The organism is Spirillospora sp. NPDC029432, assembly GCF_040703975.1.
Classification (GTDB): domain Bacteria; phylum Actinomycetota; class Actinomycetes; order Streptosporangiales; family Streptosporangiaceae; genus Spirillospora.
Map to the genome: position 1 here is coordinate 16,701 of NZ_JBEZWH010000053.1, position 14,338 is coordinate 31,038.

General features: G+C 74.3%; 14 protein-coding genes and 3 tRNA genes. 10 read left to right on the forward strand and 7 right to left on the reverse strand.

What is annotated here, in order from left to right; all coding sequences use genetic code 11:
• The first annotated feature begins 35 nt into the window (after window positions 1–35).
• Window positions 36–1,148 (forward strand): D-alanine--D-alanine ligase family protein, encoded by a 1,113-nt coding sequence (locus AB0881_RS30905; protein WP_366622561.1) that lies wholly within the window; start codon window positions 36–38, stop codon window positions 1,146–1,148.
• A 72-nt stretch (window positions 1,149–1,220) separates the two neighbouring features.
• Here the strand turns inward: AB0881_RS30905 and AB0881_RS30910 are convergent, their stop codons facing one another.
• Window positions 1,221–1,388, reverse strand: coding sequence for a hypothetical protein (locus AB0881_RS30910; protein ID WP_366622563.1), 168 nt, complete (start codon window positions 1,386–1,388; stop codon window positions 1,221–1,223).
• A 23-nt stretch (window positions 1,389–1,411) separates the two neighbouring features.
• Window positions 1,412–3,328 (reverse strand): beta-propeller domain-containing protein, encoded by a 1,917-nt coding sequence (locus AB0881_RS30915; protein WP_366622565.1) that lies wholly within the window; start codon window positions 3,326–3,328, stop codon window positions 1,412–1,414.
• 150 nt (window positions 3,329–3,478) lie between these two features.
• Here AB0881_RS30915 and AB0881_RS30920 point away from each other — a divergent pair, with 150 nt between their 5' ends.
• Together AB0881_RS30920 and AB0881_RS30925 are read left to right on the forward strand one after the other, a co-directional pair.
• The gene (locus tag AB0881_RS30920) at window positions 3,479–4,111 is read left to right on the forward strand and encodes an acetamidase/formamidase family protein (protein ID WP_366622567.1); all 633 of its coding nucleotides are present in this window, start codon (window positions 3,479–3,481) and stop codon (window positions 4,109–4,111) included.
• Window positions 4,112–4,170: 59 nt separating this feature from the next.
• Entirely contained in the window at window positions 4,171–4,650 is a 480-nt protein-coding gene (locus AB0881_RS30925) for a GNAT family N-acetyltransferase (RefSeq protein WP_366622569.1), read from the forward strand.
• Here the strand turns inward: AB0881_RS30925 and AB0881_RS30930 are convergent.
• The 4 genes from AB0881_RS30930 to AB0881_RS30945 are packed head-to-tail and all read right to left on the reverse strand — an operon-like array spanning window position 4,647 to window position 8,132.
• Entirely contained in the window at window positions 4,647–5,069 is a 423-nt protein-coding gene (locus tag AB0881_RS30930) for a carboxymuconolactone decarboxylase family protein (RefSeq protein ID WP_366622571.1), read from the reverse strand. The two genes, AB0881_RS30925 and AB0881_RS30930, sit on opposite strands and share 4 nt — an antisense overlap.
• A gap of 2 nt (window positions 5,070–5,071) precedes the next feature.
• Complete coding sequence (locus AB0881_RS30935; RefSeq protein ID WP_366622573.1) at window positions 5,072–5,935, reverse strand: NAD(P)-dependent oxidoreductase; 864 nt, start codon at window positions 5,933–5,935, stop codon at window positions 5,072–5,074.
• On the reverse strand, window positions 5,932–6,675 hold the full coding sequence (locus AB0881_RS30940) for an SDR family oxidoreductase (RefSeq protein ID WP_366622575.1): 744 nt from the start codon (window positions 6,673–6,675) through the stop codon (window positions 5,932–5,934). Before AB0881_RS30940 ends, AB0881_RS30935 begins: the two co-directional genes overlap by 4 nt.
• A complete protein-coding gene (locus AB0881_RS30945; RefSeq protein ID WP_366622577.1) occupies window positions 6,672–8,132 on the reverse strand; it encodes an aldehyde dehydrogenase in 1,461 nt (486 codons plus the stop codon). The genes AB0881_RS30940 and AB0881_RS30945 overlap by 4 nt, the downstream gene beginning before the upstream one ends.
• A gap of 178 nt (window positions 8,133–8,310) precedes the next feature.
• On the opposite strand from AB0881_RS30945, the gene AB0881_RS30950 reads away from it, so the two are divergent.
• The 7 genes from AB0881_RS30950 to AB0881_RS30980 all read left to right on the forward strand — a co-directional run bounded on the left by AB0881_RS30950 (window position 8,311) and on the right by AB0881_RS30980 (window position 13,491).
• Window positions 8,311–9,174, forward strand: coding sequence for a metal-dependent hydrolase (locus tag AB0881_RS30950; protein WP_366622579.1), 864 nt, complete (start codon window positions 8,311–8,313; stop codon window positions 9,172–9,174).
• Window positions 9,171–10,187, forward strand: coding sequence for a PDR/VanB family oxidoreductase (locus AB0881_RS30955; protein WP_366622580.1), 1,017 nt, complete (start codon window positions 9,171–9,173; stop codon window positions 10,185–10,187). The genes AB0881_RS30950 and AB0881_RS30955 overlap by 4 nt, the downstream gene beginning before the upstream one ends.
• Before the next feature lie 86 nt (window positions 10,188–10,273).
• Entirely contained in the window at window positions 10,274–11,869 is a 1,596-nt protein-coding gene (locus AB0881_RS30960) for a protein kinase (RefSeq protein ID WP_366622582.1), read from the forward strand.
• 235 nt (window positions 11,870–12,104) lie between these two features.
• Window positions 12,105–12,181 (forward strand) — tRNA-Leu (locus tag AB0881_RS30965).
• Between the two features lies 1 nt (window position 12,182).
• A tRNA-Leu gene (locus AB0881_RS30970) sits at window positions 12,183–12,257 on the forward strand.
• A 53-nt stretch (window positions 12,258–12,310) separates the two neighbouring features.
• Window positions 12,311–12,393, forward strand: a tRNA-Tyr gene (locus AB0881_RS30975).
• A 126-nt stretch (window positions 12,394–12,519) separates the two neighbouring features.
• The gene (locus AB0881_RS30980) at window positions 12,520–13,491 is read left to right on the forward strand and encodes a glycosyltransferase family 2 protein (protein WP_366622583.1); all 972 of its coding nucleotides are present in this window, start codon (window positions 12,520–12,522) and stop codon (window positions 13,489–13,491) included.
• Window positions 13,492–13,498: 7 nt separating this feature from the next.
• Here the strand turns inward: AB0881_RS30980 and AB0881_RS30985 are convergent, their stop codons facing one another.
• A complete protein-coding gene (locus tag AB0881_RS30985; protein WP_366622585.1) occupies window positions 13,499–14,329 on the reverse strand; it encodes a glycosyltransferase family 2 protein in 831 nt (276 codons plus the stop codon).
• Window positions 14,330–14,338: the final 9 nt, after the last annotated feature.

The following is a 14,338-nucleotide window of genomic DNA, read 5'->3' on the forward strand; positions in this document are numbered from 1 at the left end:
CCGGTACCGGCTGGGCAGCGGTAGGGTCGGGCGTCATGGCGCAGCCTTCATCCAAGATCCGAGTGGCCGTGGTGTTCGGCGGGCGCAGCTCCGAGCACGCCATCTCGTGCGTGACCGCGGGCGCGGTCATGGCGGCGATCGACCGCGACCGCTACGAGGTGGTGCCGGTCGGGATCGCCCGCGACGGCCGCTGGGTGCTGGCCCCGGCGGACCTTCCGCTGGCGATCGAGGACGGCCGGCTGCCCGAGGTGACCGGGGAGGGCGAGGCCCTCGCGCTGCCGTTCGACCCCGACAGCCGCGGCCTGATGGTCGTCGAGCCGGGGCAGGTGCCCCGGACGCTCGGCGAGGTCGACGTGGTGCTGCCGCTGCTGCACGGCCCGTACGGCGAGGACGGCACCATCCAGGGCATGCTCGACCTGGCCGGGGTCCGCTACGTCGGCGCGGGCGTGCTGGCCAGCGCGGTCGGCATGGACAAGGGCTTCATGAAGCTGGTCTGGCAGTCGCGCGGCCTGCCGGTCGGCCCGTACGTCCTGGTCGGCGACCGGGAGTGGCGGCGCGAGCGCAAGCGCAAGATCGACGAGATCAAGGAGCTGGGCTGGCCGGTCTTCGTCAAGCCCGCCCGCGCCGGCTCCAGCATGGGCATCACCCGGGTCGTCCGCGAGGAGGACCTGGAGGCCGCGGTCGAGACCGCCCGCGAGCACGACCCCAAGGTGATCGTCGAGGCGGCGGTCGAGGGCCGCGAGATCGAGTGCGGCGTGCTGCAGGGCCTGGACGACGGCCCGCCCGAGGCGAGCCTGCCCGCCGAGGTCGTGATAAGCGGCGACCAGGGGTTCTACGACTTCGAGACCAAGTACCTCGACAGCTCGCTGCGGCTGGACATCCCGCCGCGGCTCGACCCGGCCGCGATCGAGGAGGTCCAGCGGCTGGCGGCGCAGGCGTTCGAGGCCCTGGACTGCGAGGGGCTGGCCCGCGTCGACTTCTTCCACACCCCCGACGGCCGGTGGGTCCTGAACGAGATCAACACCATGCCGGGCTTCACCCCGGCGTCGGCGTTCCCGCAGATGTGGGCGGCGAGCGGCGTGGACTACCCGGCCCTCGTCGACCGGCTCATCCAGACCGCGCTCCAGCGCTCGACCGGCCTGCGCTAGCCGCCGCCGGCCGGCCCGCCGGCGTGCTCGGCCCGGTCCCCGGCACCCCCACGGGCCGGGGACCGGGCCGGGTCAGGTGGTGACCGCCGCGATGGCCACGAACAGCTCCACGCCGTTCTCCAGCTCGACGCTGAACACGCCCGGCTCGCCCGGGACGGCGCTCGCCCGGACGGCGCCGGGGAAGCCGGCGGCGGCCTCGACGAGGTAGCGGAGCAGATCGTCGATGTTCTCCCTGGCCACGTGCGGTCCCTTCTTCCGGTGCGTCAGAATTCCAGCCGGCCGCGGTCGGCCAGGGTCGCGGCGTCGCTGGCCCGCGCGCCGCCGTCCGACAGCGTCCACAGGGTGTCGCCGACGACGAGCGAGCGCAGGATTCGGCCGGCGGGTCCGCCGTCCGGGGGCTCGACCGCTCCCAGATGATGGACGCCCGTACCGTCCACCCGGAGCACGAGGGCGCCGCCCGAACCCGTCCGCCGGGTGACGGGGACGACCGTCAGCCCCGTCTTCGGCCAGTAGAGGAACGCGTGCGGGTCGAACTCGGCCGCCGCGCTGGAGCCCGGCAGCCGGAATGCCCCCACCCGCTTCGGGGCGCCGGCGACGTCGAACAGCGAGATCTGCGTGCCCTTCGTCCGGCCCTGGCCGTCGGCGTCCTGCCCGACCCCGATGAGCCGGCCGTCGGCGGTGGGGTGCAGGTACGCCGAATAGCCGTTGATCTTGAGTTCGCCGGTCGTCCGCGGCCGCCGCGGATCGCGGAGGTCGATCACGTACAGCGGATCGACCTGCCGGAACGTCACCACGTACGCGGTGGGGCCGATGAAGCGGACCGAGTAGATCCGCTCGCCCTTGCCGAGCCCGTCCACGTCCCCTATCCGGGTGAGGCGGGCGCCGCGCTGCGCCAGCACGTACACCGCGCTCTGCGAGGACCGCCGCTGCGAAGGCGGCGCCTCTCTGAGACGCGGCTCCGCGGCGCTGCCCGGGGATGTGGTGGCGATGCGGAGGTTCCCGCCGTGCTCGGACAGCGAGTACTGGTTGAGCAGCAGGCCGGGCACCGAGCCGGACGCCGCGTACCGGGGACGCCCCGGGCCCGCCGTCGCGAACTTGTGCACGTCCGTGCTCGCCGCCGGCTCTACGGAACCGCCGGACTGACCGGGCTCGCCGAGCCGGTGGCTGGTGACGTACAGGCTCGACCCCGTGCCGTAGACGGTCTGGCCGTCGGCGGCGACGCTCACCGCGGCCGGGTCGCCGAGGTCCCGGGCCAGGTCGAGGGTGAGCACCGACAGCATGGTGGTGCCGGTGTACGACGCGGGCCGGCTCACCTGCTCGCACGGCGTCCGGTACGCCTTCGCCGGGCCGGTCCCGTTCCGTATCTCGAAGGACGGGAGCCAGGCGTCGAGCGGGGCGGACCGGACGATCGCCCGGTTGCGCTCGGTCGCGGCCCGCTCGGACTCCGGGCCCTCGGGCAGCGCGGGGAAGTCGATCCTTGGCGTGGACGTCACCACGACGCGCGCGATCGAGCCGGTCTGCCGGGCGTCGAGGTAGCCGGCGGGCGTGGTCAGCGAGCCGACGACCTTCGGCTCGGCGGCCAGATCGACCAGCGTCAGTTCCGTCCGCCCGTGCGGCGCGACGGGCTTGCCTCGCGCCGCGAATCCCGGGTCCAGCGGCGTTCCGCCCCGCGACAGGACGAGCGCGCGGTCACCGCTGAGCAGCAGCCGCTTCTCGCCGGAGAGACCGGAGAGACCGGAGCGGCCGGGGAGGTCGAGGCTGTGCACGAGCTCGCGGGTGGCCGGGTCGATCACGTGCAGCCGCCCCTTGGCCAGAGCGACGATGCGGCGGCCGTCGGTCTTCACCAGGTCGGGCTCGTCGGCGCCCGCCTCGTGCGCGTTCGTCCGCGAGTGCTCGGGTGCCTTCCGCGCGGCGGCGGGCGCCTCCGGCGCGGCGAGCGCGCGCTCCTGCCCGCCGCCCGCGTCCGGGAGCACGCCGGGCCGGGGGCGGTGCTCGCCGAGGCCGTACGGGCCGACCCGGCGTCCGGCGGCGGCGCGCAGGTCCGCCAGCAGGCCGGCGCAGCCGTCGTACGCGACCAGGCGCATGGGCGGCGGCCCCGGGTCCGGTGCGGACACCGGCTCGCCGGAGCAGGCCGTGAGGAGGACGGCCAGCGGCACCGCCACCGTCCATCGGGCACGCATGGGCCTTAGATGCACGGCCGCAGCGAAAGGTTCCCGCCGATTCCGGTGAACCGGTCCTAACCCGTTCGTCAGCACGCGGAAACCGGTCCGAAACAGCGGCAACGCAAGATCATTCCTGTTCGCCGCCGACCGTTCCCGGAAGGACCCGCCTTGGCGCCCACGCTCGCCGCAGCCGCCCCGCCCTCCGTGCGCTTCTCCGAAGCCCACGGAGCCCACGGAACCCACGGAGCCCGCGAACGCTGGCACCCCGACGTCCCGGCCACCCGCGCGGTGCCCGGCCACGACCGCTGGCATCCGGACATCCCCGCCGTGGCCGAGATCATCACGGGCGGCTCCGTGCGGCTGGAGTGCGAGCCCGCCGGGCCGGGGGAGGAGCCGCTCCTGTGCGGGCCGCTGGCCGTGGTCGGCGCCGAGCCGGGCGACGTGATCGTGGTCGACGTCGTCGGGGTGGGCCGCTCGGACGGCGTGTACGCCCCGTACGGCCACCCGGGCGTCATCGGCTGCGCGCCCGCCGCGGGGGAGCCGGTGGGCTCCCGGGCGCGGGGCCGCGACGTCGGCGGCTGCGGCATCGCGCCGCTCGGCCCGGGCGCGCGCATCCTGCTGCCCGTGCACGTCCGCGGCGCCAAGCTGTCGGCCGGCGACCTGCACTTCCCGGCGAGCGGCGCGGCCGACTGCCGGACCGAGGGGCGGCCGGGCTGGATCGACCTGCGGGTCAACCTCACGCGGCAGGGCGTCGCCCGCTTCGGCGTCGCCGGCCCGCTGCTGATGACGGGCCCGGTGTGACCCGGAACGCGTGCCGCCGGGGGCAGCGCCGGACCGGCACGGTCGCCTAGGGTGGCACTGTGATCGTTCGCCCGGCCGCCACCGCCGACATCCCCGAGCTGACGCGCCTGCGCGAGCTGCTCTTCCGGCGCGCCCTGGAGACAGCCGAGTCCACGGAGTCCGACGAGCCCGCCGCGGGCGCGGACTGGCGCGAGGAGTTCGCCCGCGACGTCAAGGAGCGGCTCGGCGACACCCTCGGCGTCTTCGTCGTGGACGGCGACGAGGGCGGGCTGGCGGCCTGCGGCCTCGGCGTCGTCGAGTACCGGCTGCCGGGCCCGTACCAGGGCGGCGCGCTGGCCGGGTACGTGCTCGGCATGGTCACCGATCCGGCCTACCGGGGCCGCGGCTACGCCCGCATGATCATGCAGGAGCTGCTGGCCTGGTTCGGGAACCGCGGCGTCACCCGGGTCGACCTGCACGCCCCGGCCGAGGCGGCCGCGCTGTACCGGTCGATGGGCTTCCGCGAGCACCAGGTCGCCCTCACCTGGCACGCGCCCTAGCCCGCCTGGCCAGCCCCGCCCGCCTCGCCCTCTTTCGCCTCGGTTTCCTTCTCCTTCTTGCGCTGGGCCCGCTCGTGCTTGGCGATCAGCGTGTCGATCTGCACGCAGAGCTTGGAGCCCAGCGGCCAGCCCACGTAGTGCAGCAGGAAGATCCCGATCTCGCGCAGCTCGTCCGCGGACACCTCGCCGTTGGCGAGCGCGGCCGGGATCTGGATGTCCAGGACGTCGTTGAGGCCCTGCCCGGCGAGCATCCCGATGAGCAGGAGCCGCCGGTCCCGCAGGCTCAGGCCGGGCCGGGTCCAGATCTCGCCGAACAGGTGGTCGGCGGTGAGGGCGAAGAAGTCGCCGTGCCCGTCGCCGACCTCCCAGCCGTACACCCGCCCCATCATGTCCAGGCCGCGCCGCCGCCGCTCGTCCACGCTCAGTCTCCGTTCTCGTCGGTGTTCCCGGCGGTGTCCCCGGCGACGAGGCCGAGGCCCGCGGCGAAGCGGTCGAGGGCCAGCCGCGCGAACGGCGCGTCCACCCCCAGCTCCTCGGCCAGCTCGATCGCCAGCGACAGGTCCTTCTCGCCGAGGCCGCGCACGTTGGCGAGGATCCCGTACAGCTCGTCGTCCGGCTCCATCGGCGCGGTGGTGCCGCGCAGCATGATGGAGCCGGGCCCGCCGGTGATCGCGTCGGTGTGCCGGACGACCCGGCCGAGCTTGCGCAGCGACACCCCGGACGCCTCCGCCAGCCGCTGCGCCTCGGCCGCGGCCGTGAACGCCACGAAGTGCAGCAGGTTGCGGGCCAGCTTCGTGCGGGTGCCGGACCCGACCGGGCCCATGTGCAGGACCAGCTCGGCCCACGTCCCGAACGGCTCGCGGCACTTCTCGAACGCCTCGTCCGTACCGCCGACCATGACCGCCAGCGTCCCGGCGCTCGCGCCCATGAACCCGCCGCTGACCGGCGCGTCCACCACCTCGATGCCGTACGGCGCGGCGCGCCCGGCGAGCTCCTCGGCGGTACGGGCGCCGATCGTGGAGTGGATCGCCAGCACGCTCCCGGCCCGCGCGGACGCGAGGATCTCCGCGCCGACCTCGCGGACCTGCGCGTCGTCGCGGACCATCACCGAGATCAGGTCGGCGTGCCGGGCGACCTCGGCGACGCTGCCCGCCGCCCGCGCGCCCGCCTCGACCAGCGGCCGGACGGCGTCCGCCGACACGTCGTACACGACCAGCCCGTGCTCGACCAGGTGCCGCGCCATCGGCGCGCCCATCTGGCCGAGCCCGACGAACCCGACCGTCATGCGCGGAACACCTCGCCGCCGTCGACGTTCACGATCTGCCCGGTGATCCAGCCGGCCGCGTCCGAGAGAAGGAACAGGCAGGCGCCCACCAGGTCCTCGGGGGTGCCCATCCGCTTGATCGCCATCTTGTCGCGGACGATCTTCTCCGACATCCCGCCGGGGACCGCCTTGCGGTTGGCGGGCGTGTCGATCGGGCCGGGCGCGATCGCGTTCACCCGGATGTTCATGCTGCCCAGTTCGTGCGCCAGCTGCTGGGTGATGCCGTTGACCGCGACCTTGGCGAGGCCGTAGAAGCCGGAGTACTGCCACGCCGCCGTGGACGACTGGTTGACGATCGACCCGCCGCCGCGCGCCTGCATGTGCGGGTAGCAGGCCCGCGCGCACAGCAGCGCGCCGTCCATGTTCACCGACATGAACTTCTTGTAGTAGTCCCAGTCGACGGTGAACAGGAAGTCCAGCTTCATGCCGCCGAAGATGGCCGCGTTGTTCACCAGGTGGTCGATGCCGCCGTAGGTGTCGACGGCGGCGCGCGCCATCGCCTCCACCGACTCGGGGTCGGACACGTCGGTGCGCACGAACAGGCCCTTGACCTCCTCGGCGACCTCGCGGCCCGTCTCGTCGACGTCCGCCACCACGACCGACGCGCCGGCGTCGGCCAGCGCCCGCGCGTAGGCCGCGCCGATGCCCTGCGCCGCCCCGGTGACGATCGCCACCTTGCCCTCGAAGCCTCCGCCGCTCACTGCACGCCCTCCGCGATCGCCTTGATCTCCAGGTACTCCTCGAAGCCGGCCGCGCCCATCTCGCGGCCGATGCCCGACTGCTTGTAGCCGCCGAACGGGACGTCCGCGCCGTACCAGACGCCGCCGTTCACGCCGACCGTCCCGGTGCGGAGCCGCGCCGCGACGCCGCGGGCGCGCTCGACGTCGGTGCCGTACACCGCGCCCGACAGGCCGTACGGCGAGTCGTTCGCGATCCGCACCGCGTCGTCGTCGCCGTCGTGCGGGAGCAGCACCAGGACGGGGCCGAAGATCTCCTCGCGCGCGGTGCGGGCGTCGTTGGTGAGGCCGGTGATGAGCGTCGGCTCGATCCAGAAGCCCCGGTCGCGGCCCTCGGGACGGCCGCCGCCGCACGCGAACTCGCCGCCCTCCTTCAGGGCCAGCTCCAGGTAGCCCTCGATCCGGTCGCGCTGCCGCGCCGAGATGACCGGGCCGCACATCGTGCCGTCGTCGTTCGGGTCGCCGGCGCCCACCGATCGCAGCGTCCGGGAGATGATCTCCGTGGCCTCCGCGTACCGGTCCCGCGGCACCAGGATGCGGGTGGTGAGCGCGCAGCCCTGCCCGGCGTGCGCGACGCTGGAGAACGCGGCGTACGAGCAGGCCGCCTTCAGGTCCGCGTCGTCCAGCACCACGAACGCCGACTTCCCGCCGAGCTCCAGGAAGACCTTCTTCAGGGTCGCGGCGGCGGAGGTCATGACGGCGCGGCCGGTCGCGGTCGATCCGGTGAACGACACCAGGTCCACCCGCGGGTCCTCGGCCAGCTGCGCGCCCAGCGCGTGGTCGGACGAGGTGACGATGTTGACGACGCCGGGCGGGATGTCGGTCTCGTTCGCGATGAGGACGCCGAGCACGGCCGCGCACCAGGGGGTGTCGGGCGCCGGCTTGAGCACCACGGTGTTGCCCGCCGCCAGCGCCGGGCCGAGCTTGGCCAGGTTGATCTGGTGCGGGAAGTTCCACGGCGTGATGGCGCCGACCACGCCGACCGGCTCGCGGACGATGCGGCGGTGGCTGGGCATGCCCATCGGCTCCGCGCGGCCGAGGTCCCGCGTCCATTCGTACGACTCGGCGAGGTCGGCGAACCAGCCCAGGTCGTCCACCGGGCCGTCGAGCTGCGCGCCGGTGGTCAGGAAGCGGGGCGCGCCGACCTCGGCGATCGTCATCTCGCGCAGCTCGTCGGAGTGCCGCCGGAGGGCGTCGCGCAGCTGCCGCAGGCAGCGGACCCGGAGCGCGACGTCCCGCGCCCAGCCGGACTCGTCGAACGCCCGCCGGGCCGCGGCGATGGCCCGGTCCATGTCGGCGGCGGTCGCGTCGGCGGCGGCGCCGAGGACCTCGCCGGTCGCGGGGTTGAGGGTGTCGAACGTGCCGCCGGACCCGCCGGTCAGCCGCCCGTCCACGAGGAGGGGGGAGGGAAGGGGAAGCAAGCGATCGGTAGTTCTGGACACTTGTCCAGACTACAGTTCAGTCCCCGCCGGAACGCAAGGGACCGCTTCGTGTGATTCGCTCCGGCCGTACCGGCGGAGTGAGTAGCGTCACGGAGGCGGATCCCCGGGTCGGTGCTACCGTGTTGGACGAAGTGTCAATAGCCCCCGGGGAGGTCTCATGTCCCTCGCCGAGCCGGAGAACATCGTTCTGCGCGCCCGTGACGTCCGCTTCGACTGGTCGGACGTGCCGCTGCACTGGATCCCCGGGGATCCCGCGGCCACCCACCTCATCAACGTCCTGCACCTGCTGCTGCCCGCCGGCGAGGAGTGGTTCGTCCGGGTGTTCACCCAGGCGCTGCCGCACGTCCGGGACGAGCGCCTCAAGCAGGACGTGCTCGGCTTCATCGGCCAGGAGGCCGTGCACGCGGCCTCCCACGACGCGGTGCTCGACCACCTGGTGGAGCAGGGCCTCGACGTGCGGCCGTTCGTCCGGCAGATCGAGTTCATGTTCGAGGGCCTGCTCGGCGACCGCGACCTCGACGGCGACCGGGCCCGGGTCTGGCTGAACGAGCGGGTCGCCATCATCGCCGCCATCGAGCACTTCACCGGCGTGCTCGGCGACTGGATCCTCAACGCCGGGGCGCTCGACCGCGCGGGCGCGCACCCGATGATGCTCGACCTGCTGCGCTGGCACGGCGCCGAGGAGGTCGAGCACCGGCACGTCGCCCACGACATGTTCATGCACCTGGACGGCTCGTACCCGGCGCGGGTGCGGGCCATGGCGCAGGTCTGCGTGATGTTCGCGAGCCTCTGGCAGCGCGGGCACCGGTTCATGATGGCCCGCGACCCGCTGGTGAAGGGGCGTCCCAAGGGCGGCCTCCACCACCTGCGCCGCGCCGGCCGGGCGGGCCTGACGCCCGACCGGAAGATGGTCGCCGCGTCGGTCGTGCGGTACCTCAAGCGCTCCTACAGCCCCCTGAACGAGGGGTCCACCAGCCAGGCGCTGGCGTATCTGGCCTCGTCCCCGGCGGCGCGCGGATGATCCCGCCCGACCTGCGCGGGCGGCGCGCCCGCGACCCGTTCTGGGTGACGGTGAACGCGGTCTTCAACGGCATCCAGCGGGTGCGGTCGGTGCGCGCCCCCGTGATCCCGTACGTGCGGCCCGTCGACCGGACGTTCCCCCTGGTCGTGCGGAAGGTCCGGGCGGAGGCGGCGGGCGTGGTGAGCCTCCGGCTGGCCGCACCCGACGGCCGGGTGCTGCCGCGCTGGCAGCCGGGCTCCCACCTGGACCTGCGGCTGCCGTCCGGCCTGCGCCGCCAGTACTCGCTGTGCGGCGACCCCGCGGACCGGCGCGCGTACCGGATCGCCGTACGGCGGATCGCGGACGGCGGCGGCGGATCCGTCGAGATGCACGGGCTGGCGGAGGGGGCGCCGCTCGTCGCTGAGGGGCCGCGGAACGCGTTCCCGTTCCTGGCGAGGGAGCGCTACCTCTTCATCGCGGGCGGCATCGGGATCACGCCGATCCTGCCGATGGTGGAGGCGGCGCGGGCGATGGGCGCCGACTGGCGGCTCGTCTACGCCGGGAGGACGCGCGCGTCGCTGCCGTTCCTGGACGAGCTGCCCGCCGGCCGCGTCACCGTCCGGACCGACGACGAGCACGGCGTCCCCGGTGCGGAGGAGCTGCTGAAGGACGCGCCGGGCGCGGCCGTCTACTGCTGCGGGCCCGCCCCGATGATCGACGGCGTCCGGGCGGCGTTCGACCACGGGAGCGCGACCCTGTTCTACGAGCGGTTCGCGCCGCCCGCCGTGTCCGGGGAGCCGTTCGAGGTGGAGCTGCGGCGCAGCGGGCTGACGCTGGCGGTGCCCGGCGACCGGTCCGCGCTCGACGTGATCAGGGAGGCGCTGCCGGACGTCCCGTACTCCTGCCGCCAGGGCTTCTGCGGCACGTGCCGCACCGGGCTCCTGGAAGGCGCGACGGACGCCCCCGGCGAGGACGGCTCCACGCTGATCTGCGTGTCGCGCTCCCGGGGCGGGCGGATCGTTCTCGATCTGTAGAAGGCGCCGCGTCAGGGCCACCGCTGTCTCTCCGGTATGCGAACCTTGTGGGGCTTGCCGCGCGCCGACCAGGAGGAGAACGCATCGTGCCGGGCCCGTCGTACCAGGAACGCCTGCCGGCGCGCATCGGCCCGTACACGGTCGAGGACCGCCTGGGCGAGGGCGGCATGGGCACGGTGTACCTGGGCGCCGACGACTCCGGCCGCAAGGTCGCGATCAAGGTCATCCGGTCCGAGCACGCGGCCGACCCGATGTACCGGGCGCGGTTCGAGGCCGAGGTCGCCGCGGCGCAGCGGGTCCGCCCGTTCTGCACCGCGCCGGTGCTGGACGCCGACCCGCACGCCGACCCGCCGTACCTCGTCACCGAGTTCGTCTCCGGCTCCAGCCTCAAGGACGCCGCGCCGCTGCACGGCGCCGACCTGGAGGCGCTCGCCGTCGGGATGGCCTCCGCGCTGACCGCGATCCACGACGCCGGCGTGGTGCACCGCGACCTCAAGCCCGCGAACGTGCTGCTGTCGCCGTACGGCCCCCGCGTCATCGACTTCGGCATCGCGCGCGGCGTCGAGTCGACCCGGCTGACCATGACCGGCGGGCTGGTGGGCACCCCGGCGTTCATGTCGCCCGAGCAGCTCAACGGCAAGGACGTCACCGCCGCCTCCGACGTCTTCTCCTGGGGCGCCACGCTGGCGTTCGCGGCCAGCGGCGCCCCCTGCTTCGGCGGCGACACGCTGCCCGCGATCATCCACCAGATCATCAGCGGCGAGCCGAACCTGAACGGACTGGACGGCACCCTCCGGTCCGTCGTCGAGGCCGCCCTGGCCAAGGACGCCGCGGACCGCCCGACCGCCCAGCGCCTCCTGGAACGCCTCGTCTCCAGCGCCGGCTCGCAGCGCGACGGGAACGGGCAGGGGAACGGGCACGGAAACGGGAACGGCGCCGGGCCGAGCACCCAGCCGGGACGGCACCGGGCCACCGACCCGGGCACCGGCCCAGGCGCCGGGCCGGGCACGTCGTCGTTCCAGGCGGGGGCGCCGCTGCCGCCGCCCGCGCTGGGGTCGGACGAGTCGGCGGCGCTGGTCGAGCGGCAGTACCGGCTGGCCGCCGAGGCGGGCGACATGGCGGCCATGTACAACCTGGGCGTCCTGCTCAACTGGCGAGGCCAGACGGCCGAGGCCGAGTACTGGTACCGCCGGGCGAACGGGGCCCAGACGTACGGCGGCCAGGGCCACGCGCAGCAGCCGCCGTACGGGCGGCAGCCGTACGGCGGGCAGACCCACGCTCCGCAGGGCTACGCGCAGCAGGCGTACAACCAGCCCTCTTATTCCCAGCACTCTCAGCACGCCCAGCCCGTCCAGCGGCCCCACGGGGCCGCGTACCAGCCCGCGCACGCCCGCCCGGCCGGCGGCTACAACCAGCAGCCGGCTGCGGACCCGTACAAGCCGGTCCGCACCAACAGCTCCGCCGTCTACGCCCTCACGTTCGGCATCGTCGGGCTCGTCACCTGCGGCCTGCCGTCGATCCCCGCGATCATCGCCGGACATATCTCATGGGGCCAGATGAAGCGCAACGGCGAGAAGGGCATGGGCCTCGCCGCGACCGGAATCGCGCTGGGCTATGTCATGGTCGCGCTCTGGCTGCTGATCCTCATCGGCGTGCTGGCCGACGACGGCAGCAGCAATTGATTCCGATTTAATCGGGAAAAGGGATTGCGCTTCCCGCGGCCGGCTGGCACTCTAGATCACGTCGGCCCGGAGGACCGGGGCGACGGAGAACCCCGAGAGGAGGACCGGCCATGAAGCGACTGCTATATCGACTGCCCGAGGCGTCGCTCGCCCTCCCCGGCCGGTATCCCATCTCCTGAGCTCCACCCGGCCGCGCGCGGATCGCAGTGACGCCCTACCTCGATCGCTCGCATGCGCGGCTCTACTCCAACAGGCAGAGAGACCACTCTCAGGAAGTGGATGTTCCGGGTTCGAATCCCGGGAGCCGCACCATGCCCCCGTCGCCCAATTGGCAGAGGCGCCTGCCCGAGGAGCAGGAATGGTGCGGGTTCGAATCCCGCCGGGGGTACTGGTGAGCATTTCCAATAAGGCTTGTGGAAATGCGCCGACAATTGAATGCAAGGGGCGGCGCCGACGCGGGAGAGTCGGGCCTGGCTGTAACCCAGGTGCCTCGCGCTGAGTGGGTTCGAATCCCACCCGCCCCACCCGCCCCACCATTCCTCACCATTCCTTGCCACTCCCCGGGCTGACCACGATCGGTCAGGGACCGGATGCCCGCCGCCCGGTGCGCGATTCTTGGACCGCCGGACGGGTCGCGGGGGAGGTCTCTGGTGGACGACGAGGTGCGCTTCACCCGTACGGGCCTCCCGCCGGACGGGGTGTCCGTCATCGTCGTGACGTACCGCAGCACCGCCCATCTGGAGGAGTGCGCGGCCGCGCTGCGGCGGGCGGTGGGCGGCGAGCCCGCCGAGCTGATCATCGTGGACAACGACTCCGGGGACGGCACCGCCGACGCCGCGCGCAGGCTCGCGCCGGACGCGCGGGTCGTCGAGAGCGGCCGGAACGGCGGGTTCGCGTACGGCTGCCACGAGGGCGCGGCCCGGGCGAGCGGGGAGTGGCTGGTGTTCGTCAACCCCGACGCCGTCCCCGCGCCCGGCAGCATCGCCGCGCTGGTCGCCGCCGCGCGCGCCGATCCCCGCGCCGGGATCGTCGGCGGGCGCTGCGTGGCCGCGGACGGCACGACGGACCCGCGCAGCTGGTGGGGCCGGCCGACGCGGTGGTCGGCGTTCTGCTTCGCGACGCTGCTCGGCTCGGCGTTCCCGGGCAACCGGTTCCTGGACCCCGAGTCGCCCCGGCCGTGGTCGGCGGAGACGCGGCGGGTGCCCGTGGTGACGGGCGGGTTCATGCTGGTCTCCAGGCGCGCGTGGGACGAGACCGGCGGCTTCGACCGGTCGTTCTTCATGTACGGCGAGGACGCCGACCTGTGCCTGCGGGCGGCGGGGCTCGGCTACCGGCCGATGGTCACCGGCCGGGCCGTGTTCCGGCACGAGGTCGGCGGGTCGTCGACGAGCACGGGGAAGCTCGTGCTGCTGTTCACGGGCAAGGCGACGGTGCTGCGGCGGCACGCGGGCGCGGGCGCGGTGCGGCTGCTCGCCGCGGGCGTCCTCGCCCGGGCCGTGCTGAGCCGCGTGCTGAGCGCCCGTCCCGAACGGCAGGGCCGGCCGACCGCCAAGGGCGAGGACTGGCGCGTCCTGTGGAGCCGCCGCCGGGAGTGGACGAAGGGATGGGCCCGTGCCGGATAGGAGCGGTTCAGCCGCGGCTGCTCTCGTCCCGCTGCCATCCGGCGGCGGATCCGGCGCGCGCGGCGCGGCGCCGGGCGATGACGGCGACGGCGAGGAAGACCGCGAGATGTGGCAGCAGCCAGGGCTCGCGGCGCGCGATGGCGGCGAGGTCGGCCGTCCCGGTACGGGCGGAGCCGCCGGGCTGGTCGAGGCCGGCGGCCTCCAGCTGGTCGGTGCCCGCGGCGGCGCGCTGGCGGCGCCGCAGCAGGTCCCCGAACGTCCGGGGCGGATGCACGACCACCTCGGCGGTCCCGACGACGGCGCGCTCGGCGGGCGCGAACGCCAGCGACGCGGCCAGGTCGTCGGCGGTGACCCGGGGCAGCGCCGCCAGCCGGGCGTGCCCCTCGGTGCCGACGGCGATGACGCCGCGCCCGAACAGGCCGCGGCGGATCTCGGGCAGCCGCGTCCACACCGCGTAGTAGGCCCGGACGGGCCACGGGCGGCCGGTCATGGCCAGCCGGCGGGCCGGGGCGGCGGCCAGCGTGCCGGGGTGCTCCAGCGCGGCGGCCAGGGCCCGGACGTCGCGGGTGCGCAGCTCGACGTCGGCGTCCACGTACAGGCGCGGGAAGCGGCGCGCGGCGGCGTCCCCGAGCCGGAGCGCGGCGGCCTTGGAGGCCTCCGGCGTCTCCACGACCCGGACCGCGGCGCCGAATGACGCGGCGACGTCCGCGGTCGCGTCGGCGCACCCGTTCGGCACGACGACGATGTCCAGCTCGCCGGGCCGCGCCGACTCCAGCAGCCCGCGCAGCAGCCGGCCGAGGACCCGCTCCTCGTCGTGCGCGGGGATCACGATGCTCACCACAGAGTC

Bases quoted from the DNA above. Each gene is read 5' to 3' on its own strand.
- AB0881_RS30905 (WP_366622561.1), top strand. From the start codon at position 36: ATGGCGCAGCCTTCATCCAAGATCCGAGTGGCCGTGGTGTTCGGCGGG.
- AB0881_RS30915 (WP_366622565.1), bottom strand. From the start codon at position 3,328: ATGCGTGCCCGATGGACGGTGGCGGTGCCGCTGGCCGTCCTCCTCACG.
- AB0881_RS30935 (WP_366622573.1), bottom strand. From the start codon at position 5,935: ATGACGGTCGGGTTCGTCGGGCTCGGCCAGATGGGCGCGCCGATGGCG.
- AB0881_RS30950 (WP_366622579.1), top strand. From the start codon at position 8,311: ATGTCCCTCGCCGAGCCGGAGAACATCGTTCTGCGCGCCCGTGACGTC.
- AB0881_RS30955 (WP_366622580.1), top strand. From the start codon at position 9,171: ATGATCCCGCCCGACCTGCGCGGGCGGCGCGCCCGCGACCCGTTCTGG.